12 protein-coding genes are annotated in these 15,884 nt (G+C 69.4%); 2 read left to right on the top strand and 10 right to left on the bottom strand.

Translation table 11 applies throughout. The features are described 5' to 3' along the window. Positions 1-3: 3 nt before the first annotated feature. From AMS65_RS11975 to AMS65_RS11990, 4 genes are read right to left on the bottom strand one after another with little or no spacing between them, the layout of a single operon-like run. Entirely contained in the window at positions 4-1,743 is a 1,740-nt protein-coding gene (locus tag AMS65_RS11975; protein WP_053384394.1) for a dipeptide ABC transporter ATP-binding protein, read from the bottom strand. Further along, positions 1,740-2,615: an ABC transporter permease gene (locus AMS65_RS11980; protein ID WP_053384395.1), complete on the bottom strand. Its 876-nt coding sequence runs from the start codon at positions 2,613-2,615 to the stop codon at positions 1,740-1,742. Before AMS65_RS11980 ends, AMS65_RS11975 begins: the two co-directional genes overlap by 4 nt. Next, positions 2,612-3,682 (bottom strand): ABC transporter permease, encoded by a 1,071-nt coding sequence (locus AMS65_RS11985; RefSeq protein ID WP_083451665.1) that lies wholly within the window; start codon positions 3,680-3,682, stop codon positions 2,612-2,614. The genes AMS65_RS11980 and AMS65_RS11985 overlap by 4 nt, the downstream gene beginning before the upstream one ends. Further along, positions 3,679-5,325 (bottom strand): TIGR04028 family ABC transporter substrate-binding protein, encoded by a 1,647-nt coding sequence (locus tag AMS65_RS11990; protein ID WP_053384396.1) that lies wholly within the window; start codon positions 5,323-5,325, stop codon positions 3,679-3,681. Before AMS65_RS11990 ends, AMS65_RS11985 begins: the two co-directional genes overlap by 4 nt. A gap of 211 nt (positions 5,326-5,536) precedes the next feature. Between AMS65_RS11990 and AMS65_RS11995 the strand changes: the two genes are divergently transcribed. Then, entirely contained in the window at positions 5,537-7,666 is a 2,130-nt protein-coding gene (locus tag AMS65_RS11995; RefSeq protein ID WP_053384397.1) for an FAD/NAD(P)-binding protein, read from the top strand. Then, on the top strand, positions 7,645-8,340 hold the full coding sequence (locus AMS65_RS12000; protein ID WP_053384451.1) for an SDR family oxidoreductase: 696 nt from the start codon (positions 7,645-7,647) through the stop codon (positions 8,338-8,340). Before AMS65_RS11995 ends, AMS65_RS12000 begins: the two co-directional genes overlap by 22 nt. On the opposite strand, the gene AMS65_RS12005 is transcribed toward AMS65_RS12000, so the two are convergent. From AMS65_RS12005 to AMS65_RS12030, 6 genes are read right to left on the bottom strand one after another with little or no spacing between them, the layout of a single operon-like run. Then, positions 8,337-10,577, bottom strand: coding sequence for an MMPL family transporter (locus AMS65_RS12005; protein ID WP_053384398.1), 2,241 nt, complete (start codon positions 10,575-10,577; stop codon positions 8,337-8,339). The two genes, AMS65_RS12000 and AMS65_RS12005, sit on opposite strands and share 4 nt — an antisense overlap. Further along, positions 10,574-11,752 carry a prenyltransferase gene (locus AMS65_RS12010; protein WP_053384399.1) on the bottom strand — a complete coding sequence of 393 codons (1,179 nt, stop codon included), beginning with the start codon at positions 11,750-11,752 and terminating at the stop codon, positions 10,574-10,576. The genes AMS65_RS12005 and AMS65_RS12010 overlap by 4 nt, the downstream gene beginning before the upstream one ends. Beyond that, positions 11,749-12,093, bottom strand: coding sequence for a lycopene cyclase domain-containing protein (locus tag AMS65_RS12015; RefSeq protein WP_157502245.1), 345 nt, complete (start codon positions 12,091-12,093; stop codon positions 11,749-11,751). Before AMS65_RS12015 ends, AMS65_RS12010 begins: the two co-directional genes overlap by 4 nt. Further along, the gene (crtI, locus tag AMS65_RS12020; RefSeq protein ID WP_053384400.1) at positions 12,090-13,673 is read right to left on the bottom strand and encodes a phytoene desaturase family protein; all 1,584 of its coding nucleotides are present in this window, start codon (positions 13,671-13,673) and stop codon (positions 12,090-12,092) included. Before crtI ends, AMS65_RS12015 begins: the two co-directional genes overlap by 4 nt. Beyond that, positions 13,670-14,608, bottom strand: coding sequence for a phytoene/squalene synthase family protein (locus tag AMS65_RS12025; RefSeq protein WP_053384401.1), 939 nt, complete (start codon positions 14,606-14,608; stop codon positions 13,670-13,672). The genes crtI and AMS65_RS12025 overlap by 4 nt, the downstream gene beginning before the upstream one ends. Next, on the bottom strand, positions 14,608-15,777 hold the full coding sequence (locus tag AMS65_RS12030; protein WP_053384402.1) for a polyprenyl synthetase family protein: 1,170 nt from the start codon (positions 15,775-15,777) through the stop codon (positions 14,608-14,610). Before AMS65_RS12030 ends, AMS65_RS12025 begins: the two co-directional genes overlap by 1 nt. Between the last annotated feature and the right edge of the window lie 107 nt (positions 15,778-15,884).

The following is a 15,884-nucleotide window of genomic DNA, read 5'->3' on the forward strand; positions in this document are numbered from 1 at the left end:
TCCCTAGATCACCCAGTGCCCCGAGGTGAGCGATGCCCCGGGGATCGCCTCGATAAGCCGCTGCGTGTAGGGGTGCTGGGCGTTGCTGAAGACCTCCTCGGTCACGCCGTGCTCGACCTGGCGGCCCCGCTGCAGCACCGAGACGGTGTCGGAGATCTGCCGCACGACGGCGAGATCGTGCGAGATGAACACGTAGGTGAGGCCGAGCTCCTCCTGCAGCTGGGCGAGCAGCCGCAGGATCTGCGCCTGCACCGTCACGTCGAGCGCCGATACGGCCTCGTCGAGTACGACGAGCTCGGGCTCCACGATGAGAGCCCGCGCGATGGCGACGCGCTGCCGCTGGCCTCCCGAGAGCTCCCGGGGCTGCCGGTGCGCGAAATCGGGTGGGAGCGCCACGAGCTCGAGCGCGTGGGCCACCCGATCCGACTGCTCCCGCCTCGCGCCGATCCGGAAGTTCTTCAGCGGTTCCGCGAGGGCCTGGCCGACGGAGAGGCGGGGATCGAGCGACCCGTAGGGGTTCTGGTAGACCATCTGGGTGGTGCGCCGGAACTCGCGCAGCGCCCTGCCCCGCAGCTCGGTGACCTCGACCGCGCCGCCCTCGGCGTCTCCGACGCGCACGCCGCCCGAGGTGGGCTGCGAGAATCCGGCGATCGCGCGGCCGGTCGTGGTCTTGCCCGAACCGGACTCGCCCACCAGCGCGTGCGTGGTGCCGCGGGCGACCGTGAAGGAGACGCCGTCGACGGCCACGAATGCGTCGGCACCGCGACCGAACTCCTGCCGCAGCTCGCGCACGTCGACGAGCGGAGCCCCGGAGGAGGAGGCTCGGCGTTCCTCGATTTCGACTCGCTGCGCTCGCCCAGCCAGCGGAGACCCAGCGGTCTCGACTCGCTGCGCTCGCTCAACCAGCGGAGCGAGCGTCTCCCGCGCGATCAGCCGGCCGAACGACGGCGCGTCGTCCATCAGCTGCCTCGTGTACTCCGACTCGGGCTGCGCGAGCACGCGGGCGCTGGGGCCCGCCTCCTGCACCTCGCCGCTGCGCATCACCACGACGCTGTCGGCGCGATCCGCGGCCACCGCGAGATCGTGCGTGATGAACAGCACCCCGGTGCCGGTCTCCTCCCGCAGCTGGTCGATCAGGTCGAGCACGGTGCGCTGCACGGTGACATCGAGCGCGCTCGTCGGCTCGTCGGCGATGATCAGCTCCGGATCGTTGGCGATCGCCGCCGCGATGAGCACGCGCTGCCGCATGCCGCCCGAGAACTCGTGCGGGTACTGCTTCGCGCGCCGGATCGGGTCGTCGATGCCCACCTGCTCGAGCAGGGCGTGCACCCGATCCCGCACCTCGCCGCGGCTCGACGAGCCGTGGATGCGCAACGACTCGCTGATGCTCTTGCCGATCGGCTGCACCGGGTTGAGCGAGTTGCCGGGATCCTGCGGGATCAGACCGATGCAGCGGCCGCGCAGATCCTGCCAGCGGCGCTCGCGCAGCCCCACGAGCTCGGTCGAGCCGAGCCGGCGCTCGTTCAGCGTGATGCTGCCGCCGGCGATGCGACCGTTCGAGGCGAGCAGGCCGATCACCGACTGGGCGACGGTGGTCTTGCCCGATCCCGACTCGCCGACGACGGCCGTCACCTTGCCGGCCTCGACGTCGAAGCTCACGCCGCGAACGGCATCGACCGTGCCGCGCTTCGTGCGGTACTGCACCGCGAGGTCGCGGATGCTCAGCAGCGGCGACTCGCTCATCGGACTCCTCCAGCGTTGATGGCCTGGCTCAGACGATTCGTCGCGATCACCACGACCGCCACGACGATGCCGGGCAGCGTGGTCAGCCACCACGCGGTGGCCACGTAGTTGCGGCCCTCCGCGATCAGCAGCCCCCACTCGGGCGTGGGCGGCGGCGCGCCGTAGCCGAGGAAGCCGAGCGTCGAGATCTGCAGGATCGCGGATCCCAGCTGCAGCGCCGCGAGCGCGATCACCGGGGTGAGCGAGTTGGGCAGCACATGCCGCCACAGCACGCTCCAGAAGGTGCCCCCGGAGCCGTAGGCGGCCTCGACGAATTCACTCGCGCGCACGCTCACCACCTGTGAGCGCGACAGACGCGCGAACACCGCGACCGAGGTCACGCCGACGGCGATCGCGGCGTTGGCCGTGCCGAAACCGAGCAGGATCACGATGCTGAGCGAGAGCAGCAGCGTGGGGATCGCGAGCAGCACGTCGACCAGCCGCATCAGCGCCTCGTCGACCCTGCCACCCGTCGCCCCGGCGGTCACTCCGATGAGAGAGCCGAACACCAGGCCGACCGACACGGCGATGAGCGCCGCGGTGATGGACTGCGACGCCCCGAACACCACTCGGGAGTACATGTCCCGACCGGTCGCGTCGGTGCCGAACCAGTGCTCGGCGCTCGGCCCCTGCAGCGCGGCGCCCACCTGCGCGGTGGGGCTCACCGAGGTGAAGAGACCGGGCGCGATCGCCCACGCGAGCGCGATGAGCAGGATGAGCAGCGGCACGAGCACCCCGGGGCGCAGTGCGGCGCGCCAGGCACTCGCCTGGCGCGCACCGCGGGAGGGGCCGCCCGACGGGCCGAGGGTCGCGGTCGAGGTGATCGCGGTCATCGGGTGCCTCCTGGGGTCTCCGCGCCGGGAGCGGACGAATCGGTCGCCGCGGTCTGCTCCGCGGCCGGTACGACCGCGGTTGCAGCGGCCTCGACGGCTGGTGCCGAGCGACGCGAGGAGCGCCCGCTCGACGCGCCGCTGCGCCGCAGCCGCGCGTCGAGCACGGGGTACAGCAGATCCACCACCAGATTGATCGTGACGAACACCACGGTCGCGATCACCACGACGGCGAGCAGCACCGGGGTGTCGCGGTTCGCGACGGCCTGCGCGGTGAGGCTGCCGATCCCGACCCGCCCGAAGACGGCCTCGGTGACGATCGCACCGCCCACCAGCTCGCCGAAGAGCAGCCCGGCCATCGTCATCGCCGGCAGCAGGGCGTTCGGGGCGACGTTGCGCCACAGCAGCCACGAGGTGCTCGCCCCGCGGGCCCGCACCACGTTCACGAAGGGCTGCTCGCGCACCTCGTCGATGCTGCGCAAGAAGACCTGGGCGAGCGGCGCTGCGATCGGGATCATGAGCGTGAGCACCGGCAGGATCAGCGCCTGCGCGGGGCTCGCGCCGATGACGGGGACGAGACCGAGCTTGAAGGAGAAGACCTGGATCAGCACGATGCCGATCCAGAACACCGGCAGCGAGATGAAGAGCGGCGGCAGGTTGCGGAACAGGCGGCGCAGCCACAGGCCCTTGCCGTAGCTCGCCGTGAAGGCGATCACCACGGCGAGGAACACCGCCCCGACGAGCGCGATGCTCGCCAGGGCGAGTGTCGAGGGAAGCGCCTCGGCGATCAGGTCGGAGACCTTCGCACCGCTCTGCACCGAGTACCCGAAGTCGCCGCGCAGGAACGCGCCGATCGACTCGAAGTAGCGCACCAGCAGCGGCTGATCGATGCCGTACGACTCCCGGATCTCGGCGATCTGCTCCGCGGTGAGGCCGAGGTCGGGGCTGCCGTAGCGAGCCATCACGGCATCGCCCGGCAGCGCCGCGAGCAGAATATAGGCACCGGTGTATGCGAGCACGAGGACCAGGAAGGCCTGGCCCACGCGCCGCAGCAGCGCCACCCTACTCATTTCTCGATGGTGACTTCATAGAACGAGGGACGACCGATCGACTCGGTCTGGAACCCCTTCACCCACGACTGCAGACCGAACACCTGCGGCTCCTCGAAGAGGGGCAGCACGTAGGCGTTCTCGGCGATGTGCTGCTGAGCCGCGGCCGAAGCCTCCTGGCGCTCCTCGGTGGTGGGCACGGAGGCGATCTTCGCGAGCAGCTCGTCGAGCTCGGGGTCGTACAGATCGCCGGTCTCGGCGTTCAGGTTCAGCGCCGCGTTGCGGTTCGCCGAGTACAGCTGCGACTTCAGCACGTCGAAATCGGCGCGACCGACCATGGAGTGGTAGACCTGCACGGTGTCGATGTTGCGCTGAGCCTCGTCCTGGGCGACCTGGTCGCCGGCGAAGATCTCGACGCCGATGCCGATCTCGGCCAGCTGCTCCTGGATGAGCGTCACGACCTCCCTCGAGCGCGGCTGCGGCAGCGCCTCGTTGAAGGTGAGCGTCAGCTTCTCGCCGTCCTTCTCGCGGATGCCGTCGGATCCGGGGGTCCAGCCGGCCTCGTCGAGCAGCTGCTTCGCCTGGTCCTGATCGAAGACGTAGTTCTCGGAGGTGTCGACGTAGCCGAGAGCACTCTTGGCCAGCACACCGGTGGCCAGCGGGTAGCTCTCGGTGAAGAGCGTGTCGACGATCTTCTGGCGGTCGATGCCGGCGATGATCGCCTGCCGCACCTTGATGTCCTCCAGCAGCGGGTGGCCGAAGCGGAAGTTCAGGCTGTTGTTCACGCCGTTGGTGGCCGCGGCGACCAGCTCGAGGCCGTCGGCCGCGAACTGCCCCTCATCGGGCGCGGGAATGGTGCGCGCGATGTCGGCCTGGCCCGACACGACGGTGCCGACGCGTACGCTGGCCTCGCCCGCGACGATGAAGTTCACGCCGTCGATCCGCGCCGCGCCCTGGTGGTCGCGCGACGGGGGAGCCCAGTCGTAGTCCTCGCGGGTCGTGAGCGACAGCTCGCTGCCGATCTTCTCATCGCCGATCACGAAGGGGCCGCTGCCGATGATCTCGGTCGCGTTGCCCGGACCGAACTCCTCGCCGGTGCGGTCGAGCGTGTCGCTCGAGAGCAGGCCGGAGTTGATGGTCGAGACGGCCTGACCGAAGCCCGGCGACGGCGCCGAGAAGTGGAACTTGACCGTGTGCTCGTCGACGACCTCGCCGTGGTCGTAGTTGTTGATCGCCTCGGAGACGTTCAGCGCACGATCCGGATCGCCCGAGCCGAAGAGGTCGATGTTCTTCACCACGTTCTCGGCGTCGAGCGGCGTGCCGTCGGAGTAGGTGACGCCCTCGCGCAGCTTGAAGGTGTACTCGGTGGCGTCCTCGTTCACCTCCGGCAGCTCCTCGGCGATCCAGGGCTCGAGCTCCAGCGTCTCGGGGTTCTGGTAGAGCAGGCGATCGGTGATCTGGTTGACCACGCCGCCGTTCGGGTAGAAGCCCGCGGCCGGCGGGTACAGGGTGGTCCAGGTCTGCGGCTCGAGATAGGTGAGGGTTCCTCCGGCAGATGCACCGGATCCGGAGTCTCCCCCACCGTTCTCGCTCGCGGAGCAGCCCGTCATCGCGATTGCGACGGCGGCTAGTGCTCCGATCCAGGCGACACGGCGCTTGTTCATGTTGGGGACTCCTCTGTGGGTTTCTAAGCGGTGGTCCGCGATGGGTGTGCGGATGCGCGGAATTCCACGCATCGAAGCTATTCTTATACGTGTCATAAGATACAAGAAAGTGCAGCCGTCACAGAACTTCATGAAATCCGTTCCGAATTCCGCCCGTCACATTCGGTCATCCGCCTCCGCGTACCCAGCGCCCACCGCGTATAACGGTGGGATGGCCTCTTCCCCGCACAGAGCCTCGATCGCGCTGGTCGGCGCCGGCCCGCGCGGCGCATCGCTCATCGAGCGCATCGGAGCGAACCTCGAGGTCGCACCGGCATCGGCCGAGATCGACCTGCACGTGATCGACGACGCGCAGTCCGGAGCCGGGCGCATCTGGCGCACGGACCAGACCCGCGAACTGTGCATGAACACGCTCGCCCATGCCGTCACCCTCTTCACGGAGCCGGGCAGCTCGGTGGCCGGACCCGTACGCCCAGGCCCCACACTCTACGAGTGGTGCCTGCTCGTGCTGCGCGAACTCCTCGTCCAGGACGATCCGGCCGCCGGCTCCGACCTGCGCTCCGGCCTCGCGGAGATCCCGCGCGCCCACGTCGAGACCTTCGAGTCGCACCCGGTGCGCGCGGGTCTCGCGCACGACTACCGCGACGAGCTCGCGCGCACGCTCCCCGATTCCCACCCCAGCCGCGCGCTCTACGGCGAGTACCTCAGCTGGTGCTACCACCGTGCCGTCGCTGCCCTGCCTGCCGGGGTGCGCGTGATCCGGCATCGCGCACGCGCCATCGGCATCGAACGCGTCGTCGACTCGGGACGCACAGCCGGCTCCGACCACACAGCCGACGCCGGGGCTCAGCGCGAGATCGTGCGGCTCTCGGACGGCGAGCGCATCGTCGCCGACTCCGTGATTCTCGCCACGGGTTGGATGCCGCGCGGGGAGACCGCCGCCGAACGCGGCATGGCGGCGGCGCTGGCCGACCGCCCGGAGCTCACCTGGGTGCGGCCCGCGAGCCCGGTCGACCAGGATCTCGACGGCATCGCCCCCGGCTCCCACGCAATCGTGCGCGGCATGGGCATGGGGTTCTTCGACACGATGGCGCTGCTGACCATCGGGCGCGGCGGTCGATTCGTCGAGGATCCGGCTGCACCGGGCGGGCTGCGCTACGAGCCGTCGGGGCGCGAGCCGATCCTGCACGTCACCTCGCGCCGCGGCGTCCCGTTCCGCGCGAAGACCCTCTACGGATCGCTGCCGCCGAGCCCGGAGCAGCGCTTCGCGCTGGGCGTCGACTGGAACGCGATCCCCCGCCCCATCGATTTCGATCGGCAGCTGTGGCCCCGCATCGTGGCCGACGCCTACTTCGACTACACCGATGCGCTGCGCCGCACGCGACCCGGATCGGTCACCGCGGGACCGGAGGAGCTGCGGGCCGCAGTCTCAGCCGCTCTCGCCGACCTCGCCGCAGAGACCGACGACGCGGACGCCGCGCCCGTGGACCTCTTCACCGCACCCGCCCGTATCGGCGAGGCTTTGGCGCCGTTCGTCCCGGATCCGGCGCTCCGCTTCGACTTCGCCTCCGAGATGCGCCCCGTGCGCGGAACCTTCGAGAGCCCGGGCGAGTTCGACGCCTGGGTGCGCGACCGGGTGCTCGGCGACCTGAGCGAGGCGGCGCTCGGGCACGACAGCGCGCTCAAAGCCGGCCTGTGGTCGATCAGCGCCGCACGCGGCGTCGCGGGCTCTCTGGGCACGCTGGGCGGCTTCGACGCCGAATCGCGCGCGTCGGGGTACGGCCTGCTGATCGCGATCGGCGGCATGGTGGGGTCGGGGCCGCCCGCCTTCCGCAATCGTCAGCTCGTCGCACTCGCCGAGCAGGGCCTCGTGCACTTCATCGGCCCGGAGGCGCGCGTCGCGGTGAGCGCGCACGGCTTCACCGCGAGCTCGCCGGCCGTCGCCGGGTCCGAGGTCACCGCGCCCGCTCTCATCGACGCGTGGATGCACTTCCACAGCCTGGCCGAGACCGCGGATCCGCTCGCCCGGAGCCTGCTCACCGCCGGTCGAGCACGATCCTTCACCGTGCCCGCGAGGCGCGGGCCGCGCGCGATGACCGGCGCCTTCGACCTGGACCGGGCGACCGGGCTGCTGATCGGGGCCGACGGCTCGATCGACCCGGCCGTGCACATCGCCGGGATCCCCGTCGATGAGGCCGTGCACGGCACCATCATCAGCCCGATGCCGGGCACCGATCCACCCATGCTGCGCGAGACCGACCGCGTGGCCCGCAGCGCGATCCGCATCGCGGTCGCCACCCACGACACCAGGAGCAGCGCATGTCTGACCCCCGTCCCGTAGCCCTCATCACCGGCGCCTCCAGCGGCATGGGTCGCGAGATCGCCCGCGAGCTGTCCCGCACTCACCGCATCATCGCCGTGGGCCGCGATGCCTCGAGGCTGAGCGCCGTCGCCGCCGAGACCGGCGGGGAGCCCTGGCGGCTCGACGTCACCGACGCCGAGGGCCTCGCCGAGCGCGTCGCCGGCCTCGACCGGCTCGACGTGCTCGTGCACGCGGCGGCGATCGCCCGCACCCTGCGCGTCGACAACGCCGACCCGCACGACTGGAGCACGCACTTCGCCGTCAATGTGACCGCCCCCGCGGTGCTCACGCGCCTCGTGCTCCCGCTGCTGCGCGCGGCGCAGGGCACCGTGGTCTTCATCGGCTCGGGAGCGAGCACCCGCCCGGTGCCCGGCAGCGCCGTCTACGCGGCCACCAAGCACGCCCTGCGCGCCGTGTCGGATGTGCTGCGCATCGACGAGGAGCCGCACCGCCTGCGCGTGGTGACGGTGGCTCCCGGGCAGACCGACACGGAGATGCTGCGCAGCATGGTGCCCGACGAGCACTACGCGCCGGAGCGGTACATCCGCCCGGAATCGGTCGCGGGCGCCGTGCGATTCGTGGTCGACGCCCCCGCCGACGTGCAGATCACCGACATCGCGGTGCGCCCCCGGCAGGAGATCAACCGCATCTAGGGTGCGGCCGTCGAGGTCGCAGCACCCCGGGAGCCGTCCCGTGATTCGCGATGCAATCGTGACGGCCACCACACGGCCGGACCGATGTCGTACATGAGGGCCGGCACCAGGAGCGCACGGACGACGAACGTGTCGATCAGCACGCCGAAGGCGACGATGAAGGCGATCTGCACCAGGAACAGGATCGGGATGACCGACAGCGCGGCGAACGTCGCCGCGAGGACGAGCCCCGCCGAGGTGATGACCCCTCCCGTGACCGACAGCCCCCGGACGATCCCCTGACGGGTTCCGTGGCGCAGCGATTCCTCCCGCACCCGCGTGGCGAGGAAGATGTTGTAGTCGATGCCGAGCGCGACGAGGAACACGAAGCCGTACAGCGGGACGGCGGGATCGGCGCCCGCGAAATCGAAGACGTGGTTGAACACCAGTGCGGAGACCCCCAGTGCGGTGCCGAAGGACACCACGGTGGTGAGGATCAGGATCACCGGCGCGACCACAGAACGCAGCAGCAGCATCAGGATGATCAGGATGACCATCAGGACGATCGGAATGATGAGGGTCCGGTCGCGGATCGACGCGTCGTTCGTGTCGATCGCGGTGGCGGTGATGCCTCCTGTCAGGGCCTCGATGCCGCCGTCGGCGAGGGTCTGCCGGAGTTCCCGCACGGTCTGCTCGGCATCGGCGGAGTCGGCTGCGGCGGTCAGGGTGCCTTGGATCAGCACCCGCGCGTCGACGACCGCGGGTTCGGGCGCCGGAGCACCCTGCGGGCCGATCGCCGCGATCCCATCGGCCGTGATGGGCACCGCACCCGCCGGAGAATCCTCGCTCAGCACGCTCACGCCGTCGATGCCCGGGTGGTCGAGCAGCACGTCCGCGACGCCCTGGAGATCATCCAGATCCGCGAGCACCGAGACCGGGCTGCCCGAACCGCCGGGGAAGTGCTCCCCCAGCACCTGCTGGCCGTCCCGTGCTTCCGAGGAGCCGAGGACGAGTTCCGACTGAGCCACCCCCTGAGCCTGGAGTTGCGTGACACCCATGGCACCTGCGAGCAGCACGACAAGGGTCACCACCCATACCGCTCTTGGGCGTCGGCTGATCAGCGCACCGGCGCGATGCCAGAGCCCCGTGCTCGACACACCCCCTTCGGCGGCGACGATCTCGGGTTCGTACACCGGCCGCTTCGGCCAGAACGCGGCCCTTCCGAAGATGAAGAGGATCGCCGGCAGCAGGGTGAGAGCCGAGAGCATGGCGAAGACGATGCCGATGGATGCGACCGGCCCCAGCGTGCTGTTCGACTTGAGATCGCTGAACAGCAGGCAGAGGAGCCCGGCGATCACCGTTCCGCCAGAGGCGAGGATGGGTTCGAACGAGCCGCGAAGAGCCTGCATGCTCGCCATCCATCGATCCTGCTGAACACGGAGTTCCTCGCGGTAGCGGGCGACGTAGAGCAGCGAGTAGTCGGTGGCGGCGCCGATGACGAGGATGAAGAGAATGCCCTGGGTCTGCCCGCTGAGCAGCAGCACCTCCGCCTTCGCGAGCCACCACACCGTGAGGAGCGCGACGGTGAGCGCGAAGAGACTGGTCGAGAGCACCGCGATGGGGAGCAGCAGCGAGCGGTACACGACAATCAGGATGACGAGTACGGCGAGGAGCGCCACGACCAGCAGGATGCCGTCGATCCCGGAGAACGCCTCGACCAGGTCGGCCGTGAACCCCGCTGGACCCGTGACGAACACCTCGATGCCGGCGGGCATCGCGTCTCGGAGGTGCTGGGACAGGTCGGACACGACGTCTCCGATCTCGGCATCTCCCGCGACGGGGACGAAGACCTCCAGCGCCCGCCCGTCCTCGGACGGCAGGAGCGGTGAGGTCCCCTCTGCGACGCCGTCGATGCCGGGAAGGGTATCGACCGCCTCCTGCACCTGATCGATCTGCGTGTCGGTGAGCGGGGTCGACGAGGTCACCACCACCACCGCCGGCAACGCGTCCGAGTCGCTGAAGTCGCCGAGCGCCTCCTGCACGCGCGTCGCGTCGGCCGATTCGGGGAGATACGTCGTCTGGTCGTTCGAGGAGACCTCGCCCACCTTGCCGAAGTAGGGCCCTCCGACGCCGGCTCCGACGAGCCAGATCAGGATGATCAGCGCCGGCAGGAGCACGCGGATCACACGCGGCGGCCGAATGCCGGTGCGTGATCGCGACGCAGGGCGGGTATCGGGGTCGAGGATTCGTGCGTTCATGCGGTGATGCTCCAGAACAGGATCAGGATGAGTGTGATGAGGAAGCCGGAGAGGTAATTGAGCCGGATGAAGCGACGCCAGGCGCGGTTCGCGCGCCACGCCTCCGCGTCGGTGATGTTCGCGTAGGGGAGGCAGTTGATGAGGTACGGGAGCGCGACCAGCGCGGCGAGCGGCCCCGGCCAGGGGACCGCGAGCATGATCGCGCCGGACGCGGCCCAGAGGATCAGTGCGACTCGAACCGTCCTCCGGCCGCCGATGACGGTCGCGATGGATCCGATTCCCGCCTCGCGATCGGGGACGATGTCCTGTACCGCGCCGAACGCGTGGGCGGCCACGCCCCAGATGAAGAACGCGGTCAGCGCCAGGACGAGCCCGAGATCGAAGTGCGCCTCGGCAAGCGCGAGGCCGACGAGCGCCGGGCTCACGAAGTGGGTGCTCGAGGTGATCGAGTCGAGCAGCGGCCGCTCCTTGAAGCGGAGCCGCGGTGCCGAGTACGCGTAGACCGCGAAGGTGCTGAGGGCGAGCGCGGCGGTGGACGCCGGGTTGCCCGCGATGATCAGCACCACGAGGAACGGCGCGTTCGAGGCCACCGCCAAGCAGATCAGCGGTCGGTGGAACTCGGGCGGGAGGAGGGCGCCTTCGATGCCTCCCTTGCGGGGATTCCGAACGTCCGACGGGTAGTCGAAGACATCGTTGATGCCGTACATGGCCAGGTTGTAGGGCACGAGGTAGTACATGGCCCCCACGACGAGCAGCCAATCGATCTCACGAGTGGTGAGCAGCATCGCGGCGGCGAAGGGGAATGCGGTGTTGACCCAGCTGATCGGGCGGGAGGACACCCAGGCGTGCCTGAGCAGATGCCGCATCGACACACCGCCCTCGCGGGTCAGCAGCGCCCAGAGGGCCGGGAGTGCGAGCACGGCGGCGAGCGGATAGGCGAAGTCCTCCACCGGAGCGAGGCCCACGCGCAGGCCCGAGATCAGATCGGGAGCATATGAGAAGAGTTCCGCGGCGATCATGATGCTGTCGAAGACGGCGGTGAGCACGAGCAGCACCGCTCCGGCGAGCACGACCGCGCCCCAGGAGGGACGGCGACCGCCGGCCCTCCGCGCAAGCACGGCCCCAGCCACGGCGGCGACCGCCAGGAACCCTGCGGAGACGAGGGCGTAGGTCACGGTCCGGGCCTCTCTCGCCGACGTACCCGATTCTCCATGAGTCGCTCGGTCCCGGTATAGAGCACCATGGTGCAGAGCACGAGGAACACGAGGAATACGGGTTCCTCGATCGGCATCTCGGGCGCGAGCAGGATCCCGGATGAGATCGCCCCGCTGCCGTGCAGGAAGATCCCGCTCGCGATGCCGGCCGCATCCCACAGCAGCAGGAAGCCGGTGCCGGCGATCGTCACGAGCGATGCGGCCGCCGCGTCTCTCCAGAAGAACAGTCGGAACCGATGGTCGAGCAGCAGCATGCATCCGATGCCTGCGAGCAGGCTCGCGAGATACACGAGAGGGATCATCTCCGCGCCTCCGCGACGGCGGACGGGACGAGCGGGCCGGGCGAGTGATCTCCTCGAATGCGCTTCACGACGAGCTCCGCACTGATGAGGCACATCGGCACACCCACGCCTGGAGCGGTGGTGGCTCCGGCGTAGTACAGGCCGTCCACCCGCTTGGACTGATTCTGCGCGCGGAAGAGCGCGCTCTGTCGCAGCACATGCGACGGGCCGAGCATGCCGCCTCGCCAGGAGGAGTAGTCGGCGGCGAAGTCGGCCGGACCGATCGTGTGGCGCACGACGACTCTGCTGCGCAGATCCGGGATCCGCGCCCACTGCTCGATCTGCTGCAAGGCGGCGTCGGCGATCCGCTCGACGATCGGGTCTCCGGTGCCGTCCGGACCGCCGGCCCCGATGGCGGTATCGGCCGGAACCGGGACAAGGACGAAGAGGTTCTCGTGCCCCTGCGGAGCCACACCCGGATCCGTCGCGCTCGGCCGGCAGACGTAGAGCGAGGCGGGATCGGGGATGCGCGGCGCCGGGCCGAAGATCGCCTCGAAGTTGTCTCGCCAGTCTCGGGCGAAGAACAGCGAGTGATGTTCGAGTTCGGGCAGCTCTCCCTCGATCCCGAGCATCAGGATGACCGCCCCCGGGCCGCTCTCCACGCCCCGCCACCAGTGCTCCGGGAAGCTGCGCGCCTCGGGCGGGAGCAGCCCGGTCTCGGTGTGGTGCAGATCGGCGCCGGACACGACCGCGTTGGCGTGCTCGATGTGCTCCGAGCCGTCGCGGTCACGCCACCGCACCCCGCTCGTGCTGAGCCTGCCGTCGGATCGCCGGGTCAGGATCGCCGAGACCTCGGCCTCCGTCGAGATCCGCACGCCCTCATCTCGCGCCAGCGCCTCGACTCGCTCGACGAGTCCCCAGAATCCGCCCATGGGATACCGCACCCCCTCATCGAGGTCGAGCGCACTCATGAGGTGGTACATCGCGGGGGCACGAGCGGGGTCGGTTCCGAGGAACACCGCCGGATAGCCGAGGATCTGACGCAGCATCGGATCGGAGAACCTGCGGGAGACGAAGCGCTCGAGGGAGGTGCCGAGCAGACCCACGATCCGGGGAGCCGCCCTCAGCACCGGGGCAGACGCGAGGGAGCTCACTCGGGTGAACGGGTTGTAGAGGAAGAAGCGCTCGGCGAGATCCGACGCCCGCGTCGCCGACCGCAGGTACGCGCGAAGTCTCTGGCCGCTCCCCGGTTCAACGGCGTCGAAGCGGGCGATCACCCGTTCGACGCCGTGCGGCACCGTGATGCTGCGATCCGTGGGGCCCGGCTCGCCGAACACCCGATATCCCGGATCCAGCATGCGCAGATCGAGCTGTTCTTCGGTGGAGGTGCCCAGCATCTCGAAGAAGTGGTCGAAGACCCTGGGCATGAGATACCAGGACGGGCCGGTGTCGAATCTGAATCCCTCGCGCTCGATCGTGCCTGCACGACCGCCCAGGCGGGCGTTGCGCTCGAACAGATGCACCCGGTGCCCCTCTCGGGCGAGGAGCGCGGCCGTCGCGAGGCCGGCGAGGCCTCCCCCGATCACGACGGTGCGAGTCATGCTGCGGCCTCCCTCGAAGCGGCCCTCGGCAGGTCCAACAGCGCCTGCAGCGCCAGCCTCGCCTTCGTCGCCGTGCCCACGCGCACTCGGCATCGCTGCAGCGCCTCGGCGGGCGTGCGGGCGATGCGGTTCGTCAGCTCTTCGAAGAGTCGCAGCGCGCACCCCACCGCAACACGGGCATCTCGCGGCAGGAGGGGCAGCGTCTCGGCCGCATCGCCGAGCTGCTCGCGCACCGTGGCGATCCAGCGCGCCTGCAACTCGGCATCCATCTCCTCACCGGATCCGAGGTAGTCGCGTCCCAGCCGATCGCGGTCGTCACCGAGGTCGCGCAGGAAATTGATGTTCTGGAACGCGGCTCCGAGGCGCCGGGCGCCGTGCTCCAGCGCGGAGATCTCCGTGGCGGTGAGGGACTCGTCTCGTATGAACACCCGCAGGCACATGAGTCCGACCACCTCCGCAGAACCGTAGACATATCGGTCGTGGGCGAGGCCTCCCGGCCGGAAGGCGTCGTGCTCGAGCGAGAGTGCGCCGCTCGCCTGCTGATGCGGCTGCAGGTCCATGCGCATCGAGGTGAAGAAGGGCGCAGTGAGGTCGGCGTCGATACCGGCGACTCGCGCAGTGCCGGCGAAGGCCTGTACGACGGGGTTGCTGCTGTATCCGCTTCTCCTCGCGAGCTCCGTCTCGCGCTCGAGCTGCTGCAGCGATTCGAGTTGCTCGATCGGAGAGAGGCCCGCACCATCGGCCGCGCCGTCGACCAGCTCGTCGGCGACCCGCACCAGCGCGTAGATGTTGCGCACATGCGTCCGATGCCTCGGTCCGAGCAGTTTCGTCGCCATGCCGAACGACGACGAGTACGCGCGAATGATCTGGTCTGCGGCGCGCTCGGATGCGAGCGAATACCTGGCGAAGGGCGTGAGGTGTTCGAGGCCGGCCATCAGAATCGCCTCGATTCGAGCGTGTCGACGAGCTGGAGCAGACGATCGACCAGCGGACCCGGCAGGACCGGGTCATCGGTCGACACGAGTTCGAGGGCGGCGCGAAGGTGCTCGTCGACGAGCGATCGGATGAATTCCTCGGCACCGCAGCTCACCAGGAGGTCGCGAATCAGGATTCCGTCCTGCTCGCAGAAGTCGACGGCGCCGAAACGGGGCTCGATGCTCGGCCATGCGCTGGTCACCCGCGCGTACGCGATGATCGCCGTCTCCTTGCCCTCGCGGAAATCCGAGAACGGATCCTTGCCGTGCTCCAGGCAGGGTGAGAACGCGGAGAAGAGGTCGTCCTGCAGTTGGAAGGCGACGCCGATGCGTCGGGCGATCGCAGCGATCGCGGCCTCGGTGCGGGGTCCGCTCTCGGCGAGCACAGCCGCCGCTCTGAGGGGCAGTTCGAAGGTGTACGTCGCGGTCTTGAGGCGCGTCATCTCGAGCACGGCGCTCAGCTCTGCAGGCATGATCCCATCGCTCAGCCCCACGTCCGCATGCTCACCCGCAACGGATTCGGTGATCGCGTGGTCGAGCAGATCGAGCAGTCGCACTCTGATCCCCTCGGGAAGCGGCTGCCTGGCGAACACCTGGTGGGCGAGCGACAGCATCACATCGCCGACGAGGATCCCGTTGCTGCGGGCCCAGTGCAGGTGGTTCCGCGTCGCCTGGAGCCCCGCCGGAACGTCACCGCCCGTGACGCCGGAGCCCTGCTGCAGGATGAGCTCTCCGATCAGATTCGGAGCTCCGCGCCGCAACAGGTCGTCGTCGATCACGTCGTCGTGGAGCAGGAAGGAGAAGTGGAGGATCTCGACGGCTGCGGCGATGCGCAGCGCAATCCCTCTGCGCGCGGGGTCGATCGTCGCCTCGACGACCATCGCGTCGAAGGCGTCGACGAGGAGCCGCGGTCTCAGGAGCTTGCCCCCCTGCGCGCAGCGCGAGGACATCTCCCAGAGCAGGGAGAACGACGGGCCGTATGCGGCGGCTCGACTCACCCTTCCGTCGAGCAGCGCATGGACCTCCCGGCCGATCTGATGCCCGGTATCGACCGAGCCGTGGGCCACGGCATCCGGAGGGGCTCCGGGCGAGCCGAGTTCAACAGCGGCGGTGAGTCGATCGCCGGGCATCGATACCTCCCTCGGTAGATATAATCAACTAGAGTTAATAGTATCCATACATGATTTATTATCCAATAAGTTACTATCTACCTCTTCGGTTGAGCAAACCGTAGGAT

The organism is Leucobacter celer subsp. astrifaciens, assembly GCF_001273835.1.
GTDB classification, from domain to species: domain Bacteria; phylum Actinomycetota; class Actinomycetes; order Actinomycetales; family Microbacteriaceae; genus Leucobacter; species Leucobacter celer.

Bases quoted from the DNA above. Each gene is read 5' to 3' on its own strand.
- AMS65_RS11975 (WP_053384394.1), bottom strand. From the start codon at position 1,743: ATGAGCGAGTCGCCGCTGCTGAGCATCCGCGACCTCGCGGTGCAGTAC.
- AMS65_RS12015 (WP_157502245.1), bottom strand. From the start codon at position 12,093: ATGATCCCTCTCGTGTATCTCGCGAGCCTGCTCGCAGGCATCGGATGC.
- AMS65_RS11990 (WP_053384396.1), bottom strand. From the start codon at position 5,325: ATGAACAAGCGCCGTGTCGCCTGGATCGGAGCACTAGCCGCCGTCGCA.
- AMS65_RS12000 (WP_053384451.1), top strand. From the start codon at position 7,645: ATGTCTGACCCCCGTCCCGTAGCCCTCATCACCGGCGCCTCCAGCGGC.
- AMS65_RS12005 (WP_053384398.1), bottom strand. From the start codon at position 10,577: ATGAACGCACGAATCCTCGACCCCGATACCCGCCCTGCGTCGCGATCA.
- AMS65_RS12025 (WP_053384401.1), bottom strand. From the start codon at position 14,608: ATGGCCGGCCTCGAACACCTCACGCCCTTCGCCAGGTATTCGCTCGCA.
- crtI (WP_053384400.1), bottom strand. From the start codon at position 13,673: ATGACTCGCACCGTCGTGATCGGGGGAGGCCTCGCCGGCCTCGCGACG.
- AMS65_RS12030 (WP_053384402.1), bottom strand. From the start codon at position 15,777: ATGCCCGGCGATCGACTCACCGCCGCTGTTGAACTCGGCTCGCCCGGA.
- AMS65_RS11995 (WP_053384397.1), top strand. From the start codon at position 5,537: ATGGCCTCTTCCCCGCACAGAGCCTCGATCGCGCTGGTCGGCGCCGGC.
- AMS65_RS11985 (WP_083451665.1), bottom strand. From the start codon at position 3,682: ATGAGTAGGGTGGCGCTGCTGCGGCGCGTGGGCCAGGCCTTCCTGGTC.
- AMS65_RS11980 (WP_053384395.1), bottom strand. From the start codon at position 2,615: ATGACCGCGATCACCTCGACCGCGACCCTCGGCCCGTCGGGCGGCCCC.